The organism is Paenibacillus sp. cl141a, assembly GCF_900109305.1.
GTDB lineage: Bacteria > Bacillota > Bacilli > Paenibacillales > Paenibacillaceae > Paenibacillus_AQ > Paenibacillus_AQ lautus_A.
Window position 1 is genome coordinate 690730 of record NZ_FNZO01000001.1, and the last position, 23892, is coordinate 714621.

Genomic DNA, 23892 nt, shown 5'->3' on the forward strand with positions numbered 1-23892 from the left:
ACCTGTATTGGTGTCGCCGGCAGATATGGGGAGCGGCACCGGGCTGTCGCCGGAGCTTAAGGTTCAAGTCAGCGATCCATCGGATGACGAGCTCGAGGTCTCCTTCCATCAGGCTTATTCGTATCATGCTTTAAGCGGGGATCGGGTGAAAATGTCCAAGAACGCTTCGGACGAAGAACCGCCAAAGGACAGATTCCCTGCGGGCGAAACTGTGCTGACCGAAGAGGAATTGAAGCGGGTATCCGAATCCAACGATGAATATGTCACCGTAGATTCAACGTCTAAATTCCCTTACATCCGGTTCGAGGCAGAGCTGGAGCATGCCGTCGAGCCTGGCGACAGCGTCGAAGTCACTTGGGAAGGACACACGGTGTCCGGCCGCAAGGTCACGATGTATGCGTGGAACCACAAGCTGAGCAAATGGACGGAAATAACCAAGCATATTGCCCAGTCTGAAGATGATTTTACGCTTCGAGGCGAACTGACGGCAGCGGACTATGTACAGAACAACAAAGTCGATGTGATCGTACAGGATGAAATTCCTTCCCGAGGGGATTATGATTACACCTTTGTGTGGGTATCCGATACGCAGTTCTTGACGGAGCTCTATCCGCATATTCAGCAAAAGCAGTTCGAATGGATCGTTGATTCCATCGATGAGATGAACATCAAATATTTGTTCCATACCGGTGATATCGTGAATGATCCAACAGCCGAATACCAATGGAAACGTGCCGATGGTTACATGAACATGCTGGAGGATGCCAAGCTGCCGCACGGCGTGCTTGCCGGGAATCATGACGTGGGCAGCTACGATTGGGATTACACGACCTACGGTCAATATTTCGGGGAAGACCGTTATAAGGATCAGCCCTATTACGGAGGCTCCTACAAGAACAACCGGGGACATTACGATCTGGTCTCCGTCGAAGGCAACGACTTCATCATGATGTATATGGGATGGGGCGTCGAAGACGAGGATATCAAGTGGATGAACGAGGTTCTGGCTGAATATCCGGATCGTATCGCATTCCTGAATTTCCATGATTACATGCTCGCGAACGGAACGCGTTCCGGCGTAGGCAACAAGTTGTACAAGGAAGTCGTCGTCCCTAATCCGAACGTGGTTGCCGTATTGAGCGGCCATTACACGGGAGCCAGCCTGCTTAAGAACGAATTGGACGATGACGGTGACGGCAATACGGACCGAACCGTGTATCAGATGCTGGCGGACTATCAAGGACATGCGGACGGCGGCAGCGGATATTTGAGACTGCTGCATTTTGATAAGGAAAGCAATCAGATTTACGTGAATACGTACTCTCCTTACTTGGATAAGTACAATTATTATACGAATCCGGGCGTTGATGAATTTACGATGAACCTGGATCTTGAGCCGAAACTGAAGCGGGTAGCCACCGATTCGATCCAGGTGAATCATCTGAGAGGAGAGGCCATCGGTACGCCGCAAAAGGCAGCGAGCGGCACGGAGGTTACTCAGCCGTGGGCAGGACTGTTATCCAATGGAACCTATTCCTGGTATGCCGTCGCCCAAGATGAATTCGGGGGAAGAACGGTATCGGACGTATGGACATTCACAACGGATGAAGGGGGTCTCGCGGCCCCAACCAATCTGAAAGCACTTCAGGTCACGTCGTCCTCGGTTCAAATCGGCTGGGATCCTGTGAACCGTCCGGACCAGCAAGTCGTGAGCTATCATGTGTATCAGGACGGACAGCAAGTGGCCACCGTTACGGACAGCGTATACGAAGCGACAGGGCTTACGCCGGATACGCCGTACGAATTCAAAGTAACCGCCTCGGATCAGCATGGAGCGGAATCGCCACCAAGCGAGATCTTAACGGTGATCACGAGTGCTGTAGACGTTCCGGGTGCGCCGGTATGGACGCCCGGGGAGCTGGAATTTTCGGAGATCACATCGATCCGTGTCACCATGAGCTGGCCGGAGGCGGCTGCAAGCGATGGCGTGGATGGGTATCGCGTATATTTGAAAGGCCGGGAGGAACCGGTGGTTACCGTAACCCGCGATGTGTATTCGCATACCGCAGTCGGACTTACGCCGGATACGCGTTATCATTTTACCGTAAAAGCTTATAACGCTGCTGGCGAGAGCGTGGGACTTCATAACTCGGTCACGACTTCGGCTGCAGGAGTGGACAAGAGCGAGTTAATCGGATTAATCGCCTCGGCGCAGCAAAGGCTCGACGAAACACGGGAAGGCTCATCGCCAGGGCAGTATCCGGCAGGCGCAAGGTCAGCGCTCCGTGACGCGATTGCAAACGCCAGCGCCATAGCGCAGCAGGACCATGCAACTGCGAAGGATGTCAAGGACGCAATGACCGCACTGCAAGCGGCGATCCGCGCCTATAACGCGTCGGTGATCCCTTCATCCGAGAATCCTTCGTCATCGGGATCGGGATCGGAATCCTCTGGCGGTGGAGTCCCATTGTCCGGAAACAATCAATTAAAAGCGCTGGAAGTCATCATTGGCGGCGTAGCGGCTGCATTAACCCCTGCGTTCAACGAAAGCACGACGGAGTACCGGCTTGAAACGGATGCGGAATCCGTGCAGCTCCGCGTTGGGGCGGCGCATGGCAAGGCCGCTGTCCTTCTGGAAGGAGAGCCTCTGAAGAATGATCATGTCATCGGGCTGAAGAGAGGGAAAAACGTCCTGAAGCTGGTGGTTCGGGCCGAGAATGGTGCGACCAAAACCTATCAATTAACCATACACCGTAAGGCGAAAGCAGGGACAGAAGAACCGAAGCCGGAGCCCCAGCCGGTGCTGTTAACCGACATCCGCGGACATTGGGCTTCATCAGCGATTGAGCAGGCGGTTTCGCTCGGCATCGTTGGCGGCTATCCGGATCAGACCTTCAAACCGGACCGTCAGGTCACGCGTGCAGAATTTATGGTGATGATGGCTAAAGCACTGAAAGGCCAAGCGGGATCTGAGAAACTGAGCTTCAAAGACAGCTCCTCCATCGGATCCTGGGCGCTGGAAGCGATTCAATGGGCCGTATCCGAAGGCATCGTGAAAGGATATCAAGACGGGACATTCAAACCGAATGAATCCGTTAACCGTGCGGAAATGGCGGTAATGATCGTACGGTACCTAGGCCTTACCCAGCCAGGTGCCGGAACGGACTTCCGCGATCAGCAGAATATTCCGGCTTGGGCAGAGAAGGAAATCGCAGCCGCGGCCACGGCCGGCATCGTGAACGGACGTTCGGGTAACCGGTTCGCTCCTCAGGAATCTGCGACCCGAGCGGAAGCGGTCATGATGATACTTCGGATGCTGGAGCATGCAGAGTAAAGTAACCATACAAATGTAGAACATAGAAAAAGGCGGACATGGAGCAATTGCTCCAGTGTCCGCCTTTTTTACAGTTGAAGGCTTAAAGGGGTTGCCCGCCGGTGAGGCCAAACGCCACGCTGGGAGCCCCAATTTATCTAAACGAACTTTAGAACCACCGTCCACCGCGGAATACGGGTTCAATCGTACCGTCCGCCAGCACGCCGTCAATGTCCAGTTCAGCGGAACCGATCATGAAATCGACATGCGTCAGGCTGACATTGGCTCCGCGAGCCAGCAGTTCTTCCTTGCTCATCTTGGTGCCGCCTTCGATATTCACGGGATAGGCGCTTCCCAGCGCAAAGTGGCAGGAGGCGTTCTCATCGATGCCGGTGTTATAGAAGACGCGGTTTAGCTGCGAGATCGGCGAATCATGAGGCACGAGTGCCATCTCTCCAAGATACGAGGCGCCCTCATCCGTTTCCAGCAGCGTCGTGAGATGCTCCCGTCCGGATTCGGCTTCATATGCGACAACCTTGCCGTCCTTGAACGTGAGCTTCATGCCTTCCACCAGGCGGCCGTTCAGATTCAGCGGAAGGGTGCTGGTTACGGTCCCGTTCACGCCCGTGCGGTGAGGCATCGTATAGATTTCTTCGGTGGGCATATTCGCGACGAAATACACCCCGGCCTCATTCTCGTCACCGCCGCCGAGCCAGAGGTAACCTTCCGGCATGTCGACGCGCAGGTCCGTTCCCGGCGCTCGATAGTGGAAACTCTTGTAGCGTTTGGCATTCATGTGGTTCTGGCGCAGCTTCAGTCCGGCGATATGATCCCGCCACGCGGCTACCGGATCTTCGCTGCCTACCCGATTCATCAGGAAAACGGCATCCCACATCGCTTGGATGCGCTCTTCTTCGGGGAGGTCCGAGAATACTTTATCGGCCCAGGCTCGGGTAGGCGCCTTAATCAGCGACCAGCTGATCTTATTGTTGCGGACGTATACCTGATATTTTTCGTTAGCCACGGCAGCAGCCTTAACGGCTGTAGATACTTTTACCGAATCAATGCCGCGGAACAGCTCGGGATCCGGAACCTTAATGCGCAGAATGGCTCCTCCGCCTTCAGCGAGCTGCTGCATGGCATCGGCCTGCCACTGCGGATAATAATGGAAGGAGTCTTCCGGTGCCTTCTCATAGCGGATTCGGGTGATTTTTTCGTCTTCCCAGTCGACTTGCACATATTTGGCGCCTGCATCATATGCTTTGGCCACGATGCGGCGTGTCAACTCTAGGGTCTCGATTGGAGCATTGACGATCAGCACTTGGCCCGGTTGAACGTTTACGCCAACCTTCACGACCAGCTCCGCGTATTTCTCCAGATTTTTCTCGAAATTGTCCATATGTAGATATCCTCCATTTCAGATGTACACTTCATTCTATCATGTTGCGGAGGGTTGCTGCTGACTCTTCTTTTTGCCAAGGGTCCGGGAGATTTGCCTTTCCAGCAGGCGTTTCAATTCATGGAGCGCTGCAATCTGACTGTCCACGCTGCTTAATTTGTCCTCATAAAAGGAAAGCATTTCTTCGCAAAATTCATAATCGTCCGGCGAAGCGACTTCACCGCGAAACAATACGCGAATTTGATCCGTGGTCAAACCCAGCTTTAAGTACAATTGGATCATTTTGACCCGTTCGATGGCGGACGCGTTAAAATGGCGGTAATCATTATCGAGTCTGTCGGCTTCCAGCAGGCCTTTTTGTTCATAGTGCCGGATCGAGCGTGCGCTGACCTGGCTGCGCTGCGATAATTCACTGATCTTCATATCACATGACCTCCTTGGCATGAGCTAAGATAAACCGATTATACGCTACCCCGCATGCGAACATAAAGCCATTAGGCTGCTTGAATAAGAGCGTTTGATAAAAAAAAAACGGAATCGGGGACAAAAGTGTGACAGTCACCTGTCATACTTTTCGAATTACAATGACTGCAGTACTAAGGAAACCTACTTAGAAGGAGTGTATGAGAACTTGAAGACACAAACAGCCAACAACAACAAACTGCCCATCGTGCTTGCCGGCCTGCTGCTCGGCATCTTGATGGCCTCCATGGACAATACGATCGTAGCAACCGCCATGGGAAACATCGTCGGGGAGCTCGGAGGACTTGATCATTTCGTATGGGTGACCTCCGCGTACATGGTTGCCGAGCTTGCGGGGATGCCGATCTTCGGCAAACTGTCCGATATGTATGGACGCAAAAAATTCTTTGTGTTCGGGATGATTGTATTCATGCTGGGCTCCGTGCTGTGCGGTACGGCAAGCTCCATCACGGAACTGGCGCTGTATCGGGCCGTGCAAGGCGTAGGGGGCGGAGCCCTCATCCCGATTGCTTTCGCGATCATGTTCGACACCGTGCCGCTCGAGAAGCGCGGAAAGCTCACCGGCTTGTTCGGAGCCGTCTTTGGATTATCCAGCATTTTCGGGCCGCTCGCAGGCGCTTATATTACGGATCATATTACCTGGCAATGGATATTCTATATTAATTTGCCGATCGGCATCGTGGCCTTCCTGATGGTGATGGTATTCTATAAGGAATCGCATGAACGTTCCAAACAGCCGATTGATTGGAAGGGAGCAACCACGCTCCTTGCGGGCGTGATCTGTTTCATGTTCGCGCTTGAGCTTGGAGGGAAGCAATGGGCATGGGATTCCTGGGTCATCCTGGCTTTGTTTGGCGCTGCCGCCGTCATGCTTGTGCTCTTCGTGCTTGCCGAGAGAAGGGCGGAGGAGCCGATCATCTCGTTTCATTTATTCAAGAACAAACTCTATACCTCAAGCGTGCTGTGCGGCTTGTTTAGCGGAGGCGCCTTCATCGTGGCTTCCGTTTATATTCCGATCTTCATACAAGGCGTGCTCGGCGGAAGCGCCACGAACTCGGGGCTGGTCCTGCTGCCGATGATGGTGGGCTCGGTCGTCACGGCGACGGTCAGCGGTTTTCTGATGAGTAAAATCTCGTATCGCAGCATCATGATCCCGACGCTGATCCTGTTTACGGGAGGGATGGTGCTCGCTTCGACGTTAACTGCGGAATCCAGCAGGTTCATCGTTACCCTGTACATGGTTCTGATCGGGCTTGGCATCGGCGGATCTTTCTCCGTGCTGGGAACGGCGGTCATGCATGGCTTATCCTATAAACAGCGCGGGATGGCGAGTTCGACCTTCAATTTCACGCGATCGCTTGGAATGACCATTGGCATTACAGTGTTCGGGTTGATCCAGAGCCGATCCTTCACCGGTTCCTTAACATCGGGATCGGGCGTGATGAACACCGCTGGGCTTCCTGAAGGATTCGATCTGAAGGATCTTCACATCTTATTGGCACCGGAGACGAGATCATGGATTCCGTCCGACCTGCTCAAGCCGACCTCGGACACGCTCGCTTCCTCCATCGCGGCTACGTTTGCCTGGGCTATCGTTCCAGCAGCGTTAGCGCTTCTGGCCGCAGCCTTAATGGGACGCAAAAAGCTCGATGAAACGGCAGAACTGAAAAGGGAGGAGACCGCCGATTCGGCAGAAGAGGCAGGGACGAAAGAAAACGAACAGCTGGTCATGGTGCCGTAGCGCGTACGTCATGGACCTGAATATGGAAAGGAGCTGCCTGCCAGGCATAACACCTGGAGGCAGCTCCTTTGCCGTTAACTCTTAATCGCGCCTGCGGCGATATCGGAAATGAATTGCTTGCTGATGAACAAGAACATGACGATCAGCGGGATGACCGCGAGCAGCGTGCCGGCAATGACCATCGAATAGTCGGTGGTATATATTCCGTTTAATGAAGATAACGCAACCTGCAAGGTGAACTTGTTCTCATCATTTAGAATGATGAGCGGCCACAGATAGTCGTTCCATACCCCGATGAACGTGAAGGCGGCCAAGAACGATAAAGCGGGCCGCAGAATCGGCAGCGATATGTTCCAATAGAGGCGGAAGAAACCGCAGCCGTCGATTTTACCGGCATCGAGAAGCTCCGAAGGCACCGATTCCTGTGCATACTGCCTGATCCAGAAGATTCCGAAAGCGTTGACCATTCCCGGAATGATCAGCGCCTTGTAGGTGCCTACCCATCCGAATTCAGCCATAATGACAAACGAAGGCACCAAGGATAATTGTGCGGGCGCCATCATGGTGGCAAGCAGCAGGACAAACAGCCATTTTTTGCCCGGGAACTGGAATTTGGCGAACGTGAATCCGGCCAGGGAATCGAAGAATAAGACCAGCAGCGTACAAGCGGAAGCGACGAACAGGGTATTCCAGAAGGCGCCGAAGAAGTCGATGCTGCTCAGCACCCTCGACACGTTATCCAGCAAGTGCGGACCGAACCATAGTTTCGGAGGAAAGCTGTAGATGTCCGAAGTGGTGCGCGTCGCCATCACAAGCAGCCAGTAGAAGGGAAAAATGGATAAGATCAATCCGGTGATCAACCCGATGTGCAGCAGAATGGATTTCCATTTGAACATACGATTCACCCCCATTTTCAGTCATTGGAAGGACTGCCCTGCACCATTTTCCAGTTCACGATGGAAAAGAGGGCAATGAGCAGGAACATGCCCCAGCCGACGGCAGCGCCATATCCGAAATAGTTGTTCACGAAGGCTTCGCGGTACAGGTAGAGGACGATGGTCATCCCGCCGCCGCTTACGCCGCCGTCATTGCCGACCAGCACTTGCGGCTCGGTGAAGATCTGCATGCCGCCGATGGTCGACGTAATGACCGTAAAGAGAATGATGGGCCTTAGATTGGGAATGGTGATTCTGAAAAAGGATTGAATGCCGGTGGCTCCGTCGATCTTGGCTGCCTCGTACAGAACCGTCGGGATGCTCTGCAGCCCGGCAAGATAGATGATGGCGTTATATCCCGCCCATCTCCATATAACCATGACCGAGATGGCTAACTGAATGCCCCACGTCTTATTCAACCATTCGACGGAGTTGAGGCCGAGCAAGGACAACATATAGTTGAGAAGACCGTAGTTGTTCGAGAAAACCGTGCCGAACACGATGGCAACCGCAACAAGCGAGGTGACGTTTGGCAGGAAATGGCCGATGCGAAAGAAGGTGCGGAAACGGACAAACGATGCATTTAGCAGGAAAGCCACGACCAGCGCGATGAACAGCATCGGTATCGTGGAGTAAATCCAGATCAGCAGTGTATTGCCAACGGCTCTCCAAAATTCCGGATCGGTCAGCATGAATTGATAGTTATTGAGACCGTTATAGGTCATCTCGCCGATGCCGTCCCATTTTTGAAAGGACAGGAACATGGAAAAGGCGATCGGGAACAGCCCGAAGATGGCAAATAGAATGTAAAAAGGGGATATCGCCAAATATTCTTTGCGGTGCTTCCATATCTGTGCAGACAGTCGGTCTTGGGATTTCGGATGCTTGGGAACAGGCTTCTGTTCCACGGGCGTGCGATTCAGCATTGGATTATCCATCGTACTGTACCTCCTGTGCGGTTGGTATTTAAGTACTCCTAACAATCGGAAAGCCATACCTCGCAAAACAAGAACCTTGGTCAGCGCAGCAGTTCTTTTTTGACCCTGGCCAGCGCGTCGGTCCAGGCTTTATCGGGATTTTTGCCCTGAAGGGCAACCGAGGACAGCTCTCGATTGACAATGCCGTTGACATTCGCGAACTTCCCGCCGAAATAAGCCGGTTTAACGTTTCGTGCTGATTCCGAGAACACCTCGCCAGTCGCCTGATTTCCGAAAAATTCTTCAGGTTCCTTCATGACGGGTGCATCCAGCGCGTCCTTGGCGGAAGGGAAGAGGTTGATCTTCTTAAAGGACTGAACCTGATTTTCCGGGTTCTGAATGTATTTCATGACATCAAATGCTTCCTGCGGATATTTACTTGTCTTCATAATGGCCAGGAAGGAACCGCCGTTGTTGCCGTCACCGCCAGGTGCACGGGCTACCCTCCATTTGCCGGTGGTGTCCGGCGCCGCCTGCATGAGTATTTCCTTCATCCAGACCGCACCGACAAAGGAAGCGACCCGCCCGTTGTTCATGGCGGCATTCCACTCTGAGGAAGAAGTGTTGACGTTGGCGCTCAGCTTCATTTGGGAGGCCTTTACCGCCGTATCCCAGGCCGTCTTGATCGAAGATTCCGCAGACTCGCCGATGAAATTTCCATCCTCGGCAAAATAGATGCGATCGGATTGGGCATTAAATTGGGTATAAATGTTCGTGATGTTATCGAGCATTTTCACTTTTTGATCAAAGTGCTCCTGCAGCTTCTGTCCGGCCTCGAAATATTGATCCCAGGTGCCAAGCTGCTCGTGGACATCTTCCGGTTCGGTTGGAAGTCCGGCTTCCTCGAACAAATCCGCTCTGTAGTATAAAGCCGTTGGCCCCGTATCGATCGGCAGGGCGATCATGGCGCCTTCCGGCGTAACGCCGAGCTTCCATTTCCAATCCAGGAAATCCGGTTCGATTTCTTTGGCGCCAAGCTCATACAGATCGTAGAAGCGATCTGAACTCGTAAACAGCTCCGCCACCCAGTCGTTAAAAGCGACGATGTCCGGCCCTCCGGAGCCGGCGGCCAGCGTTGTTTTTAATTTCGATTTGAAGTCGCCTCCGATTTTTTGCGCGTCGATGCGGATACCCGGAAACTCCTTTTCAACAGACTTAATCAGCTCATCGTCCAGGCTTCGGTTCCAATACCAAAGTGTAAGCGTTTTCGTTTTTTCGGTTGAAGCATTTCCCGTACAACCGCTGATGATCAAGACAAGAATCAGTAACCCTAAGCTAACCATCCTGCGTGTATTCACTATCGTCAGCCTCCTAACGTGGTGAAGTCGGTGATGCTTAAATCTTATTCAGTTACCAAGCTTGCGTGAGTAAAAATATATGATTACCTTAATACAATAGACTAAAAATTAAAACATCCAAAATAAGGATTTGGCACGTTCCGGCGTATAATTGCCTCCTTCCAATGCACGTTATGTACTGCCGATGTAGTTAAAACACGCATCGCGTGCCCGAACGCTTCCGGACGGCAATGCATGGAACGGCATAACCTCCTTCCTGTGACTTTCTTATAGAATAGCTTCAAACTATTTTCATTATAAGTTAATATTGTATGGAAAATGAAGTGCTGGATTGGTAAATCCAAAGACCTGATTTTGGGGCACGGCGTGAATCGCTGAACGGGTTCATCCCTGGCTAAAACGAGACATAGGATGAATATACGAAAAGCAACACCGCCAAAACCATAGCAAACCGAAATAAACAAAGTTTGGAGGCCGGCTGATGGCGCAATTTGCATTAATCTCCGACATACACGGAAACATCCCTGCACTGGAGGCGGTTCTTAGGGATATCCAACGCCGCGGAATCGAAACCATCTATTGCCTGGGCGACTTGATCGGCAAGGGCCCGCACGGCGATGTGGCGGTGGATATGGTACGAACCCATTGCCAGCAGGTCATTAAGGGGAATTGGGACGACTTTATTGGCAATGAGACCGATGATCCGTCGCTACTATGGCATCAGCATAGACTCGGAAGCGAGAGGCTCCAATATCTTGCCGGCCTCCCTTATGTCATAGAATTCATGATGAGCGGTAAATGGGTCCGGCTGTTTCATGCTTCGCCGCGAAGCGTGTACGAACGGATCCAGCCCTGGGATGACCAGGAGAAGCGGGCTACCTTGTTTCACAGCTCCCCGCTGTGCGGCAGCCCGAGAATTGCGGACGTCGCCGGTTACGGCGATATTCATAATGCCTATCACCAGCATCTGGACGGGAGAACGCTGTTTAATACCGGCAGCGTCGGCAATCCACTTGAAATGTCCGAGGCGTCTTACGTCATTCTGGAGGGAGTCTATGGAAGCGAAGATCCCGCGCCGTTAAACATCCAATGCATCCGTGTGCCGTACCCGATCGAACAAGCCGTGCAGGACGCGTTGGAGTCCGGCATGCCCCACCCTGAATCGTATATTCTCGAGATTCGAACAGGGCGGTATCAAGCGCGAAAAGACTAACGATAGCTAATTTCGAAGAACCGGCTAAGCCGGCTCTTTTTTATTTTAACGGCAGCATAGTATAACAATATGTTCCATTTAAGGAGGAGGATGATGGATTAAATAGGAATGGGTGTTCTTAAATAGGTCTTTAGAAGGGTAGGGAGCAGGGCGAAGATTCGATATGATTAAACGTAATGGATATGATTGCTGTTTTTGAGCGCAGCGATTTGATTTAGGAGGGTATAAGTTTGGTTGAGATTACAGAGACATGGATCGATTCGCAGGCACCGAATAGCGCGGCCATTAAGAACGGGCAAGGTCTAGTAAAAAAAGGACGTTTCCTCAAGCTGCACCATTCCGAGGATCAAGCCGTGTTGTTCGGCACCTGTGCCGGCAGCGGAAGTTCCGATTACCAGCCGTCCGCCGATTTTGCGGTGCCGGAGAAGCCGGTCATGCGGTGTACCTGCCCGAGCCGGCAGTTTCCGTGCAAACATGTGCTTGGACTGCTATATGCTTATGCAGGCGGAGCGTCGTTTACCCCCGCAAAGGTGCCGGAGGATTTGGCCGCCAAGCGGGAGAAGGCGGAGAAGCGGGAAGAGCGCAAGCTCAAAGAAGCAGCCGAAGGAGCAGCACCCAAACCGAAGAAGGTGAACAAATCGGCGTTAAAAAAGAAACTCCATGCGCAGCTGGAAGGCCTGGATGTTCTGGAAAAGCTTATACACTCGTTGATCCGGAACGGACTCGGGACATTGGACAAAAAAGAACATAAGCGGATCCAGGAGCATGTGAAGCAGATGGGCAATTATTACTTATCGGGTGCTCAGACGGAACTCCGCCGCTTGGCGCTGGTTCTGTCATCCGAAGACCAGGAGAAAGCTTATACATATGCGGTGGGGCAGCTTGCCGTCATGAACGCAATGATCAAGAAGGGCAGACAGTACCTGACCGCAAAACTTGAGGATCCGGATATGAGGCTGGACCACGAGTCGACGATAGAGGAATGGCTGGGGCATGCATGGCAGCTGACCGAGCTGCAGAGCTATGGGTTAGTGAGCGAAGGAGCAGAGCTGGTGCAGCTTTCATTTCTGAGTTATGCCGACGATGCGCGGCTGGAGCATGTGGATACCGGATACTGGATCCAGAAGGACAGCGGCGAAATTCACCGGACGATCCAGTACCGGCCTTACAAAGCCGCCAAGCTGATGCGGGAAGAAGACAGCTTCTTTGATAAAGCCCATGTCCCTGCACTGTATCGCTACCCGGGAGATATGAACCGGCGTGTTCGCTTTGAAGAGATGACGTCAAGTCCGGTAACGGAAGAGGATCTGGAGTGGATTCGCAACCATGCGGCAGGTTCATATGCTGAAGCCGTTAAAAAGGTGAAGAACCAGCTCAAGAATCCGCTTAGCGACAGCAACCCCGTCATGCTGCTGCATGTATCCGGGATCGGCCGGAACGCGGAAGGGCAATATGCCATTACGGATGAATCCGGGCAGTCGATCGGGCTGGCCGATGTGTATATGGAACCAACCGTGCCGATGCTGCGGTATTTGCCGGAGGAGAAGCTGAGCGGCGTATCCATGCTGGTTATGTTTGAGCACAACCTTGCGACGGGCCGTCTCTGGGCACAGCCGCTAAGCATCATTACGACGAACGAAATCATCCGGCTATTGTACTAAGCAGGGTAACGAAGGAGGAAAGCGAACATGAGTACGGCATTACTGCAGGAGCTTAACCAAGAGGTTAGGCGTTTATATATCGCCGGCAGCGAGCTGGCGGCAGGCGATTTCCGCTTGAAGCGGCTGCTGCCGCAGTTTCAACAGCTGGGAGAACGCGCTCCCGTGTTCAAACGATTGGGCGAAGGAATCCTTGCCTTGATCGAGCCGGATTCCAAGAAGGAGAACCAGTCCGCACAGCTGCTTCAGGATTTAAACCAGCTGCTGAGCTCCGTGCTGCATACGCAAGGAACGACAGCACCCGAGGGAGAACTGTTTCAGGCAGACCATCATCCGGTTTCGCTGTCATCCCACTTATCATACCGCAAGCTTTCAGCAGTACAGACGGCCCTGACCACGACGGGCAGCGGCCGTTACGAGATCATAGAAGAAGCGTGGAAGGAAGGGGTGTTCCAAGATTTCCGTCTGGTATACCTTGCAATCGAAGCGTTGAATGACCCCTACGTCGAGATTGGCGAGCTGGCGGCCAATGAGATACTGCCGGCGTACGGCCCGGAAATCGTTCCGTTCCTGATGGAAAACTTTAATCCGGCGGGCGGAAGGCCGGAATCACGCAAGCTGAAGGTGATGGCGGCAACAGGCGGGAAGGAAGCGCTGGAGCTGATCCGCCAAGCTGCCGAGATCGGCAGCGACGAGGTGCGGTGCATGGCGATCAAACTGCTTGCGCCTTACGAAGAGTTTGAAGCGGATCTGATGGAATGGAGCAGGAGCAAGAAGAAGGTCATCCGCGAAGCGGCCTACGGCGCGCTGGCCGAGAACGGTTCCGATCAAGCCGTGGGGCGGTTGTATGAAGCCGCCCAAGGAAAAGACAAAGAGCTGGTGAATCCTGCCTTAGGCAGATGCCGTTCCGCCCTGTTGACGGATTGGCTTGTACGAGACTTGTCGGCGGAGCTTCAATCGGTTTCCGAATCTCTAGGCGACAAGCAAAAGCTGGAGGAGAGCTGGATCAAGGTGAAACGCTGTTTGTGGGCATTGCACGACAAACAAAATCCGGAGCTCGAGGAGCTGTACCGGAACGTGCTTCAGCAGTATGACTTATACATCAAGTCTTTGGGCTGGACCTATCTGATGAATGAAGCGGTCATCTACATGAATCGTGTGGATTCCGAGGAAGCCAGGGAACTGCTGCGCCAAAATGCGGAGAATGATATAGAGCAATATAGACACAGCGGCTCTTATGTCCGCGAGATATTCCAAAAAGCAACGCGCGTGCTCCCGCCTGAACGCGTATATGAACAATACAAGGACGTTCTGTTACAAGGCTTCGCCTCGTCGCCGCTCAGCAATGCGGCCAAGGAGCGGAAAAAGCTTTTGGATACCCTATCAGATCTGGTAATCCGCAGGCAGTATAAGCCTTATGAGGAAGTAATGCCGTTTGCGGGCAAGGAGAGCTACACGTATTACGTGGAGATGCTCCCGCAAGATCAGCTGCTGGCGAGCTGGGATGACAGATGGCTGGAGCTGTTGATCGAGCAGGATGAGTTGGCGCTGGTCAGCGCGTTCGCCCGCCGGGGACATCGGAAAGCCGAATCGTATTTGCTGGCAAAGCTGCAGAATTCGCCGGAATTCCGCAACCGGTTTGCCAATCTGATTATTATGGGTCTTGTTCGTACCGGCATAAAAGATGAAGAGCTGTTTGAAGCTGTTGTGGCCGCTCTTGAGGATAAGCGAAATCAGGACTGCCACATGATCGAGCCTTTTATATTCTCGCAGTTGTGCCGGTTGCCTGCAGAGTATCATGACCGCGTCCATGCGGTGCTGGGCAACTACAAGGACAACGCCAAGGATCAGCTTCGATATATCCTTCGCAAGATGAAAGAACAATAAAAATTAAGGAGTGGAACCATGGGAGCAGGTCAAGAGCAATTGGAAGATATCATGCGTCAGCCCGCAGAAATACTGTTTCGTCATGAGCTGGAAGCGCTGCGCAAGGAGGATACCGGGAAAATTCCTGCCGGATGGCAGATGTCCCCTCAATCCGTACTCAAATTCATCGTTGGCGGAAAGGCCGGCAAGACGGAAATCACGCCTAAATATATCGGAAACCAACGTCTGATCGAGATGGCGGTCGCTACCCTGGTAACCGATCGCGCCCTGTTATTGATCGGGGAACCGGGCACGGCCAAATCCTGGCTGTCCGAAAATCTGGCGGCAGCAATCTATGGAAATTCCGGATTGGTCGTACAGGGCACGGCGGGAACAAGCGAAGAACATGTGCGGTATTCCTGGAACTACGCCATGCTGCTTGCCCAAGGCCCTACCCCTGAAGCGCTGGTGCAGAGCCCGATCATGCGGGCGATGGAAACGGGCGGGATCGCCCGTTTCGAAGAGATTTCCCGCTGCGCCTCGGAGGTACAGGATGCTCTCATCTCCATTTTGTCCGAAAAGACAATATCGGTGCCTGAACTCGGAAAAGAAATGAATGCCCGAAAGGGCTTCTCCATTATCGCTACAGCGAATACAAGAGACCGCGGGGTCAATGAGATGTCGACTGCGCTGAAGCGCCGTTTCAACATCATCGTGCTTCCGGCTCCTGCGGATCTGGAAACCGAAATCGAAATCGTGAAGAAACGGGTATCGGAGATTGCTTCCTCTTATGATCTTCTGGCTGCTGCTCCTGCAGATGAAGCACTGCTTAAGGTAGTTACTATCTTTCGCGAGCTGCGCAGCGGCATGACCCTGGATAAAAAGGAAAAGGTGAAGTCTCCTGCCGGGGTAATCTCGACGGCTGAAGCGATTTCGCTCCTGACCAACAGCATGGCGCTGGCAGCCAGCTTTGGCAGCGGGGAGCTCACCGACGAGGATTTGGCAGCAGGACTCCAAGGCGCGATCGTGAAGGATGATGATAAGGACCGGCTCGTGTGGAAGGAATATCTCGACAACGTGATGAAAAAGCGCGGTGCCGAGTGGCGGGGCTTATATCAAGCATGTAAGGAGATAAACAAGTGAATGCCGCCGGCATCCATGTATTTGGTGTTCGGCACTTGTCACCCGCCGGTGCGAAGCATTTATTAGACTTTCTGGATGAGATCGGACCCACCGCCGTCCTCATTGAAGGACCGTCTGACGCAAGCGGGGAAATCCGGCATCTGGCCCATGCCACGACAAGGCCGCCGGTTGCCATATTGGCATTTACCGAAGAAGTGCCGGTACGAACCGTACTTTGGCCTTTTGCGGTGTATTCTCCGGAATATCAGGCAATGAAATGGGCGCAGAAGCATGGAGCCTATGCCGCATTTATCGATCTGCCGTCGTCCTCTGCCGTATGCCTTCAGGAGCTCCGCCGCAGCCCGGTAGGCGGTTCTGGCGGAGAAGAGTCCGAAGTCGAGAAGCCGGGAAGCGTTTCAGGTGCAGCAGAGCCAATGGATGATAACCTGCCGGCCGGAAAATCCGTATATGAGCGGATAGCCGAGCTTGCTGGCGAATACGATTACGATATGTACTGGGAGCGGAGTTATGAACATAATTTAAACGCGGGGTCTTACCGGCAATCCATAACGGCTTTTTCCGGGCATATGCGAGAGCTTTCGGAGGAGAGAGAAAGGCTTGAGGATACAGTGGAGTACGCCTACAATGCCGTCCGGGAGTCTTACATGCGCCGTCAGATTGTTGAAGCGATTGCGGCGGGGCATCAGCCCGAACGCATTGTCGTCGTCTGCGGGGCATACCATGCCTCTGCCCTTAGCGATTTGTCAAACCCGATGAGCGACGAGGAATTAATTCTGCTGCCTTCCCGGGCAACCAAACTGACCCTGATGCCATACTCTTACTATAAACTGTCATCTATTTCCGGCTACGGCGCCGGTAATGCGGCTCCCCATTATTTTGAAATGATGTGGGAACGGATGCTGAAGGGCGCGCTAACGGAATTGCCGCACCAGTATTTATCCTTGGTGGCAGGCTCGATGAGAAAGAAAGGGACCCACCGGTCAACGGCAGAAGTGATCGAAGCCGTCCGGCTGGCGGAGTCGCTCGCCGCGCTCCATGGGGGCGGCATCCCCACCTTGCGGGATTTGCGGGATGCGGCCCAGACGCTGCTTGGGCGCGGTGAGCTTGCCGTCGTGGCAGAGGAGCTTGCCCGAACGGATATCGGCACGGCGATCGGCGAGCTGGCCGAAGGCGTCAGCCAGACGCCGATCCAGGACGACCTGAACCGCCAGCTCAAAAGGTTGAAGCTGGAGAAATATAAATCGGTTGTGGCCAACGATGTAATTCTGGATTTGCGCGAAAACCGGAGGGTTGCTTCGAAAGAATCCGCCTATCTGGATTTGAACCGTTCCTTCTTGTTTCACCGCTTGAAGCTGCTGGGGATTTACTTCGTCAGCGCGAGGCCGAGCGGGCAGGAGCAGGCAGCGTGGGCGGAGCACTGGGTTGTGAAATGGACGCCCGAGGTTGAAATCCAGGTCGTGGAGACCACGCTGCTGGGAGAGACGGTAGAAGTAGCTGCCGCTTATATGCTCCAACAGAAGCTGGCGGACTGCAGCTCGATTGCCGAAGCCTCTTCGCTTATTCGAATAGCCTATGAGTGCGGGATGATTCACCAGATGGAAGCAGGCAGGCAGACGCTGCAGAAGCTGGCTGTCGACAGCCGTGATGTCGTACAGATCGCGGCCGCTTCCCGGTCGTTATCCGTGATGATCCGTTATGGCGGGGTCCGGCGATTGGATACGGAACCGTTAGTGCCGCTGCTTCAGCAGCTGTTTATGCGCGCTTGCTTGTTCCTGCTTGATGGCAGCCAGTGCAGCGATGAGGTGTCCGGCTCGATGATCACCGCTATGAATGAGCTGAACAGCGTCGCGATGGAGCATGCCGAGCAGGTAGACGAGGAACTTTGGCTGCAAGAGCTTCGGCATTTGTCGGAAAGGGATGACCTCAATGCCCGTCTGTCGGGGTATGCCTGCGCGGTCTTAATGGAGCGGAACGCGATTTCCGCGCAGCGGTGCGCCGAAGAAGTTTCGCGCAGACTCTCCCCCGGCATTCCGGCCGATTTGGGGGCTGGATGGTTCGAGGGCTTATCGATGCGGAACCGTTATGCCCTGCTATCACGGTTAAGCTTGTGGAAGCAGCTGAATGAATACATCCTGTCCCTGGATGATGAGGAGTTCGCGCGCGCCCTTGTTTTTCTGCGCAGGGCGTTCAGCAGCTTCTCGCCAAAGGAAAAGACGATGATAGCCGAGCTGCTTGGCGAACTTTGGGGCGTGAACGCAGAGCAGGCCGCCGAGATTTTGACCGGTGACTTGAAGGAGGAAGAAGCAAAAATGCTGGACGAATTGAATGATTTTGATTTTGAGGATTTTTAGGCTATGAGCAGTATGCAAGAATCCAACCAAGTATCGCGATGGCGGCTCATTCTGGGCCAGTCGGCAGAGCCTCAGCTAGCGGGATTCAGCCCCGGCGGGAGCATTCAGCTGTCGGAGGAAGAACGCATCATGGACCGCGCGCTTGCTGCAATATACGATAATACGGACGGCGGGACGGATGCAGGCGGCGCGCCCTCGGGACAGCGGGGAGCCGGACAGGGGAAATCGGCCCCTCGGCTCGCGCAGTGGCTGGGTGACGTCCGCTCCTTTTTTCCGGAAGACGTGGTGTCCATTATCCAGAATGATGCCATGGAACGAAAAGGCTGGAAGCAGCTGCTTTTTGAGCCCGAGGTGCTGGCTACGGTCAAGCCGGATATACAACTGGTCGGCACGCTGCTGTCCCTGAAGGGGAAAATCCTCGAGAAAACGAAGGACACGGCACGCCAGTTGGTGAAAGCGGTTGTGGATGAGCTGGTTCAGCGCCTTCACGAGGATATCCGCCGGGCGGTGACCGGGGCCTTGAACCGCAGGCAGCATACGCCGCTCCCTTCGCTCAGCGGGATCGACTGGAAGCGGACGATACAGCGCAATCTGAAAAACTATGATGCGGACCGCAAACAGATCGTGCCGGAGCGTTTTTACTATTTTGATAGAGCCAAGCGGAGCAAAGAATGGACCGTCATCGTGGATATCGACCAAAGCGGTTCCATGGCGGAATCCGTGATCTGGGCTTCGGTTATAGGATCCATATTTGCCAGCATCCCTTCGCTGGACACCCGCGTGGTGGTTTTCGATACGGAAGTCGTTGATCTGACCGAACAGTGTGCTCATGACCCGGTGGATATGCTGTTCGGGATCCAGCTCGGCGGCGGGACGGATATTCATAAATCGGTCGCTTATTGCGAGCAGTTTATCGAGGAGCCGAAAAAGACGCTGTTCATCATCATTTCAGACCTGTATGAAGGCGGCAATCAGGCCGGACTGATCCGGCGCATGCGCGAATTGCGGGAAGCGGGGGTCAAGACGATGTGTCTTCTCGCTTTATCCGACGAGGGTAAACCTTTCTATGACGAGCAGGTAGCCAAACAGCTGTACCGGGACGGCACCCCTTGTTTCGCATGCACCCCTGCGCTTCTTCCGCAGCTGGTGGAGGGCGCCCTCAAAGGGCAAGATTTGGCGGAGCTCGCGAAGCGGATTGGCACCAAAGGGATATAAACGTGGATCCAAGGCGGGGTGCTTTAAACCGCAAATCCGGTTCGCTTGTTAGATGACCGACTAAAAAGACCTCACCGTGATCCCGTAAACTACGGATCATACGTGAGGTCTTCTGCATGTTATTATGATTGGTTTTCGGTGTTTTGACCCGCGTTAGGCTGCTGCTCAAACACCTCGGCTGCTTCTTCGGCAGAGAACTCGGTGTCAAATTCACCTGGAACCGGCATTTTGTTCAATTTCGTAGTTTGGACTTCCGCTTTTGTCGGTTCGTTGCTGTTGCGGTTTTGTTCGCTCATTGTGGCACCTCCTTATGCTAGTACGACTTCTGTATTTTGCCAAGGATGCCTAAATTTTATGCAAAAAGGGCAGCAACAGCATCCGGCAGCATGTTCGGAACGGAGCTGCCCGTTTCTTATGTTCATCGATGATCATAGAATTTCGTATTCAACGAATGCCTGTTTCTCTGTTATCATAGGGATAATCCTTTCAGGATAGACGGATATCAGGCAGTACATACAGAACGGAGAATGCACGATGAGCAAGTCCTATACGTTCTACCCCCTTGGGGATTCGGCCGTCCTCATTCAATTTGCGGACTTCGTGAGCGAGAAGGTGCATCGTCAGATCACAGACATGACGAGGCGATTGGAACGGGCGCCATTTATGGGCTGGATCGAATGTATCCCGTCGTTTACGAGCATCGCGGTTTACTACGATTTTCATAAGATCGAAAAGCCTGACGGATTCGATACGGTATTTGCATATGTATGCTCGATGCTGGAACAGCGGATGGAGGCGAACACTGCAGACGAGAACCGGCGGCCTTACGAGGTTGTCGATATTCCGGTTTGTTACGGAGGCGAATTCGGGCCGGATTTGGACGAGGTGGCCCGGAAGAATCATCTGTCGCCCATGGATGTCGTCAAGATTCATTCCGGGCAGGATTACTTAATCTACGCCATCGGTTTCGCCCCCGGGTTTCCGTATGTTGGAGGAATCCCGGAGGAAATCGCAACCCAGAGGAGAAAGACGCCCAGGCTGCGAATACCGGCCGGTTCCGTTGGAATCGCCGGGACGCAAACCGGCATCTATCCCATTGAAACGCCGGGCGGCTGGCAGATTATCGGCCGGACGCCGCTCGCATTGTTTCGTCCCGGTGCCGAGCCGCCAACGCTGTTGAAGGGCGGGCAATATATCCGGTTCCGGCCGATTCAAGCCGAGGAATACGAACGGTTAAGGGAAGTGAGCCTATGAGTTTGACCGTCATCAAGCCGGGTCTGCTGGCGACTCTTCAGGATACAGGGAGACGGGGTTACGGCAGATACGGTATCATCACGGCTGGAGCCATGGACGGCTATGCCTATCGGCTTGGCAACCGGCTTGTCGGCAATGAGGGTGAACACGCCGTTCTGGAGATCACATGGTCAGGATTGGCCGTTGAATTTAACGACGATCGTTGGATTGCCATTACAGGCGGGGATTTATCGCCGCTAATCGACGGCGTAAAGGTGCCCATGTGGCGCCCGGTGCTGGTCAAAGCGGGGCGTGTGCTGAGCTTTCAACAGCCGGCAGCGGGGTGCCGCGCTTATATGTCCGTATCCGGCGGATTTGATGTCCCCCCGGTCATGGGCAGCCTCAGCACGTATTTAAGGGCAGGTATCGGCGGATATGAGGGAAGAGCGCTCAAGCAAGGGGATACGCTGCATGCCCATCCTTCCCGGCTTCCGGTGGATTCGTCTGGACGATACCTTCATGTTGACGATTGCGGCGGCTTTCTCACCGCGAAATGGTCCGTTTCTGCTTCAGGGTATGACTTCACCGGGCAAGATGCGGTGGTACGCGTGCTGAACGGACGTCAATTCGATGATTTTGACGACGACAGCAAGCAAGCGTTGTTCCGGGAACGGTTCACCGTTACACCGCAATCGGATCGTATGGGCTACCGATTGTCCGGTCCTCCGCTGACATTAAGGCAAGCGAAGGAATACATATCCGAGCCGGTTGCTCTGGGAACCGTACAGGTTCCCTCCGATGGCCAGCCGATTATTCTGATGGCGGATCGGCAGACGCTTGGCGGCTATCCCAAAATCGCGCAGGTGGCTTCGGTCGATATTCCGCTGATCGCCCAGCTGCCGCCAGGCGGCAGCATCCGTTTTGCGGAAATTTCCTTGGCGGAAGCGGAACGGCTATACGCGGCCCGCGCTCGGGAGCTTCGAATGATGGAAGCGATGATCAAGCAGAAATTAAAGGAGTGGTGATTTCGCCATGGTTCGAGTGGACCTGAACTGCGATATGGGAGAAAGCTACGGAGCTTACAAGCTGGGCAACGATAAGGAGCTGCTTCGAAGCATCACCTCGGCTAACATCGCTTGCGGGTTCCATGCAGGCGATCCGGCCGTCATGCGGGCAACGGTGCGTCGGGCGGTCGAGAGCGGCGCCGCCATCGGCGCGCATCCGGGCTTGCCCGATTTGGCCGGTTTCGGAAGAAGAAGGATGGACATTACGCCCGTTGAGGCTTATGACATGGTCACCTATCAGGTGGGGGCCTTGATGGCTTTTGCGATACAGGAAGGGGCCGGGCTTCAGCATGTAAAGCCGCATGGAGCCCTTTATAATATGGCTGCAGCCTCCAGGCCCCTGGCAGACGCGATTGCCTCCGCCATCAAACAAATCGATCCGACCCTCATTCTGTTTGGATTGGCAGGCAGCGAGCTGATCGCGGCAGGGGAAGCAGCAGGGCTTCGAACAGCCAGTGAAGTGTTTGCGGATCGTACGTACCAGGACGACGGCTCCCTCACGCCGAGGAATCGGCCGGATGCCGTCATCACTGATCCCGAAGCTTCCGTCGCGCAGGTGGTGAGGATGGTCAAGGAAAACATGGTGGTATCCTTGACCGGCAAGCTGATCCCGATAACAGCGGACACCGTTTGCATACATGGAGACGGTGCGCACGCATCGCTATTCGCCACCACCTTGCGATCCCGGCTTGAAGCCGAGGGCGTCAACGTACAAGCGATCCAATCGTAATGATCAGTAAAATATTTACGAATGACCCAGGCAGTTTACATAACGAGTACAGGAGATATGCCATATGCTAAAAATATTAATTTCAGGCTTTGAGCCCTTTGGCGGGAGTTCCGTCAATCCTACGGAGAGACTGGTTGAGGAGATTCGGCAAGAGGTCTTTCCCGGCGCCGAGATCCGGACGCTGCTTCTTCCCGTGCATTACGACGAATGCGCGGACATTCTGCTGCAGGAGATGAAGACATGCGAACCCGATGCGGTCATCGCTTGCGGTGTGGCGGGGGGCCGGACCGCCATTACGCCGGAACGGATCGCGATTAACATCAAGGACATACCGCCGGACTCGACGATGACGGATAACCGGGGTGCACGGCCCCAAGACGAGCCTATAGACGTTGACGGACCGGACGGATTATTCTCAACCCTTCCGATCCGTTTGATGGTCGACCGGCTGAAGGAAGCAGGGATACCGGCATCGGTATCCAATACAGCCGGAACGTATATTTGCAACAATACGATGTATGCGATTCTGAATGAAATCCGGCGCGAGCAACGGTCTGCTATTGCCGGCTTCGTGCATTTTCCGGCTTCGACGGAGATGGCCGTGGAGAAGCCGTCCCTGCCGACCCTATCGCATGAAACGATGCTGAAGGGCCTGCGGATCATCGTTCAAGCAACGATCGATGAATTGAATGGACGTGCTTAAGCCTTTTTGAAAGCTCGTTCGACAAGTGTTACAACGAACCAGGCCATATTCAGATAAACCAGAAATCCCGCACCCCGTCTTCCATGGAAACATGGCATGAAGGGATACGGGATTTTTTAAGACAACGTAACGCATAGATTCGAAGCAAGGACCCTACGGATATCGTCGTTAGTCGACTTCATCTTCGATCACCGGCACGCAAGGAGAGAGGAACGCGTCGCGCTGCTCCTGTAATTGTCCGCGTGCCAGTACTTGAACCCGGAACTCGTTATCGTAGCCTTCCAAGTTCTCATCGTCCCGAGAGTACAGCAAACCGTATGAACCGGGAGCGATTTCGCCAATCAATTGGTACAACGCTACTATCTCGGCAGCTTCGGCTCCTTTACGGTTGGTAAACCCGCCGACATGAAGATAATAGGAACCGTTGGCCGCATTTAAGGATAACAAGCCGCTGCCCCAGGCGAATTCGGTAATTTTAAGCTGTATTTTCTGAATGATCATATCGAGCTGCCCGGCATCCGCTTCCGCAGGACTCTCTTGAATGGTAGCCCAGCCGTGAAATTCATACAT

The 23892-nt window shown here is 53.8% G+C and carries 20 protein-coding genes; 13 read left to right on the forward strand and 7 right to left on the reverse strand.

The features are described 5' to 3' along the window. Positions 1-1184 precede the first annotated feature (1184 nt). Positions 1185-1271 (forward strand): zinc finger domain-containing protein, encoded by an 87-nt coding sequence (locus tag BMX45_RS32190; RefSeq protein WP_368087158.1) that lies wholly within the window; start codon positions 1185-1187, stop codon positions 1269-1271. A 107-nt stretch (positions 1272-1378) separates the two neighbouring features. Beyond that, on the forward strand, positions 1379-3334 hold the full coding sequence (locus tag BMX45_RS32195; protein ID WP_368087159.1) for an S-layer homology domain-containing protein: 1956 nt from the start codon (positions 1379-1381) through the stop codon (positions 3332-3334). A 148-nt stretch (positions 3335-3482) separates the two neighbouring features. Here the strand turns inward: BMX45_RS32195 and BMX45_RS03305 are convergent, their stop codons facing one another. Next, the gene (locus BMX45_RS03305) at positions 3483-4712 is read right to left on the reverse strand and encodes an aminopeptidase (protein ID WP_090908475.1); all 1230 of its coding nucleotides are present in this window, start codon (positions 4710-4712) and stop codon (positions 3483-3485) included. Between the two features lie 39 nt (positions 4713-4751). Further along, positions 4752-5135 (reverse strand): MerR family transcriptional regulator, encoded by a 384-nt coding sequence (locus BMX45_RS03310; RefSeq protein ID WP_090908476.1) that lies wholly within the window; start codon positions 5133-5135, stop codon positions 4752-4754. Positions 5136-5343: 208 nt separating this feature from the next. Between BMX45_RS03310 and BMX45_RS03315 the strand changes: the two genes are divergently transcribed. Continuing rightward, on the forward strand, positions 5344-6936 hold the full coding sequence (locus tag BMX45_RS03315) for an MDR family MFS transporter (protein WP_090908477.1): 1593 nt from the start codon (positions 5344-5346) through the stop codon (positions 6934-6936). Between the two features lie 74 nt (positions 6937-7010). On the opposite strand, the gene BMX45_RS03320 is transcribed toward BMX45_RS03315, so the two are convergent. The 3 genes from BMX45_RS03320 to BMX45_RS03330 form a co-directional block, all read right to left on the reverse strand. Continuing rightward, a complete protein-coding gene (locus BMX45_RS03320; protein ID WP_090908478.1) occupies positions 7011-7832 on the reverse strand; it encodes a carbohydrate ABC transporter permease in 822 nt (273 codons plus the stop codon). A 17-nt stretch (positions 7833-7849) separates the two neighbouring features. Beyond that, the gene (locus BMX45_RS03325) at positions 7850-8809 is read right to left on the reverse strand and encodes a carbohydrate ABC transporter permease (protein ID WP_090908479.1); all 960 of its coding nucleotides are present in this window, start codon (positions 8807-8809) and stop codon (positions 7850-7852) included. Between the two features lie 80 nt (positions 8810-8889). Continuing rightward, positions 8890-10146 carry an extracellular solute-binding protein gene (locus tag BMX45_RS03330; protein ID WP_090908480.1) on the reverse strand — a complete coding sequence of 419 codons (1257 nt, stop codon included), beginning with the start codon at positions 10144-10146 and terminating at the stop codon, positions 8890-8892. A 481-nt stretch (positions 10147-10627) separates the two neighbouring features. Between BMX45_RS03330 and BMX45_RS03335 the strand changes: the two genes are divergently transcribed. From BMX45_RS03335 to BMX45_RS03360, 6 genes are all read left to right on the forward strand, one after another. Beyond that, entirely contained in the window at positions 10628-11359 is a 732-nt protein-coding gene (locus BMX45_RS03335; protein ID WP_090908481.1) for a metallophosphoesterase family protein, read from the forward strand. Between the two features lie 230 nt (positions 11360-11589). Further along, positions 11590-13020, forward strand: coding sequence for an SWIM zinc finger family protein (locus BMX45_RS03340; RefSeq protein ID WP_090908482.1), 1431 nt, complete (start codon positions 11590-11592; stop codon positions 13018-13020). A gap of 27 nt (positions 13021-13047) precedes the next feature. Then, entirely contained in the window at positions 13048-14904 is a 1857-nt protein-coding gene (locus BMX45_RS03345) for a HEAT repeat domain-containing protein (RefSeq protein ID WP_090908483.1), read from the forward strand. Positions 14905-14922: 18 nt separating this feature from the next. Further along, a complete protein-coding gene (locus BMX45_RS03350; RefSeq protein ID WP_090908484.1) occupies positions 14923-16026 on the forward strand; it encodes an ATP-binding protein in 1104 nt (367 codons plus the stop codon). After that, positions 16023-18377: a DUF5682 family protein gene (locus tag BMX45_RS03355; RefSeq protein WP_090908485.1), complete on the forward strand. Its 2355-nt coding sequence runs from the start codon at positions 16023-16025 to the stop codon at positions 18375-18377. The genes BMX45_RS03350 and BMX45_RS03355 overlap by 4 nt, the downstream gene beginning before the upstream one ends. Before the next feature lie 3 nt (positions 18378-18380). Further along, positions 18381-19592 (forward strand): VWA domain-containing protein, encoded by a 1212-nt coding sequence (locus BMX45_RS03360; protein ID WP_090908486.1) that lies wholly within the window; start codon positions 18381-18383, stop codon positions 19590-19592. A gap of 122 nt (positions 19593-19714) precedes the next feature. On the opposite strand, the gene BMX45_RS31205 is transcribed toward BMX45_RS03360, so the two are convergent. Further along, positions 19715-19888, reverse strand: coding sequence for a hypothetical protein (locus BMX45_RS31205; protein ID WP_175495026.1), 174 nt, complete (start codon positions 19886-19888; stop codon positions 19715-19717). Between the two features lie 238 nt (positions 19889-20126). Between BMX45_RS31205 and pxpB the strand changes: the two genes are divergently transcribed. The 4 genes from pxpB (at position 20127) to BMX45_RS03380 (ending at position 23322) form a co-directional block, all read left to right on the forward strand. Continuing rightward, on the forward strand, positions 20127-20846 hold the full coding sequence (gene pxpB, locus BMX45_RS03365; protein WP_090908487.1) for a 5-oxoprolinase subunit PxpB: 720 nt from the start codon (positions 20127-20129) through the stop codon (positions 20844-20846). Further along, positions 20843-21850: a 5-oxoprolinase subunit C family protein gene (locus BMX45_RS03370; RefSeq protein WP_090908488.1), complete on the forward strand. Its 1008-nt coding sequence runs from the start codon at positions 20843-20845 to the stop codon at positions 21848-21850. The genes pxpB and BMX45_RS03370 overlap by 4 nt, the downstream gene beginning before the upstream one ends. A 7-nt stretch (positions 21851-21857) precedes the next feature. After that, positions 21858-22619, forward strand: coding sequence for a LamB/YcsF family protein (locus tag BMX45_RS03375; protein ID WP_090908489.1), 762 nt, complete (start codon positions 21858-21860; stop codon positions 22617-22619). Between the two features lie 64 nt (positions 22620-22683). After that, positions 22684-23322, forward strand: coding sequence for a pyroglutamyl-peptidase I (locus tag BMX45_RS03380; protein WP_090908490.1), 639 nt, complete (start codon positions 22684-22686; stop codon positions 23320-23322). Between the two features lie 168 nt (positions 23323-23490). Here the strand turns inward: BMX45_RS03380 and BMX45_RS03385 are convergent, their stop codons facing one another. Next, a complete protein-coding gene (locus BMX45_RS03385) occupies positions 23491-23892 on the reverse strand; it encodes an immunity 7 family protein (RefSeq protein ID WP_090908491.1) in 402 nt (133 codons plus the stop codon).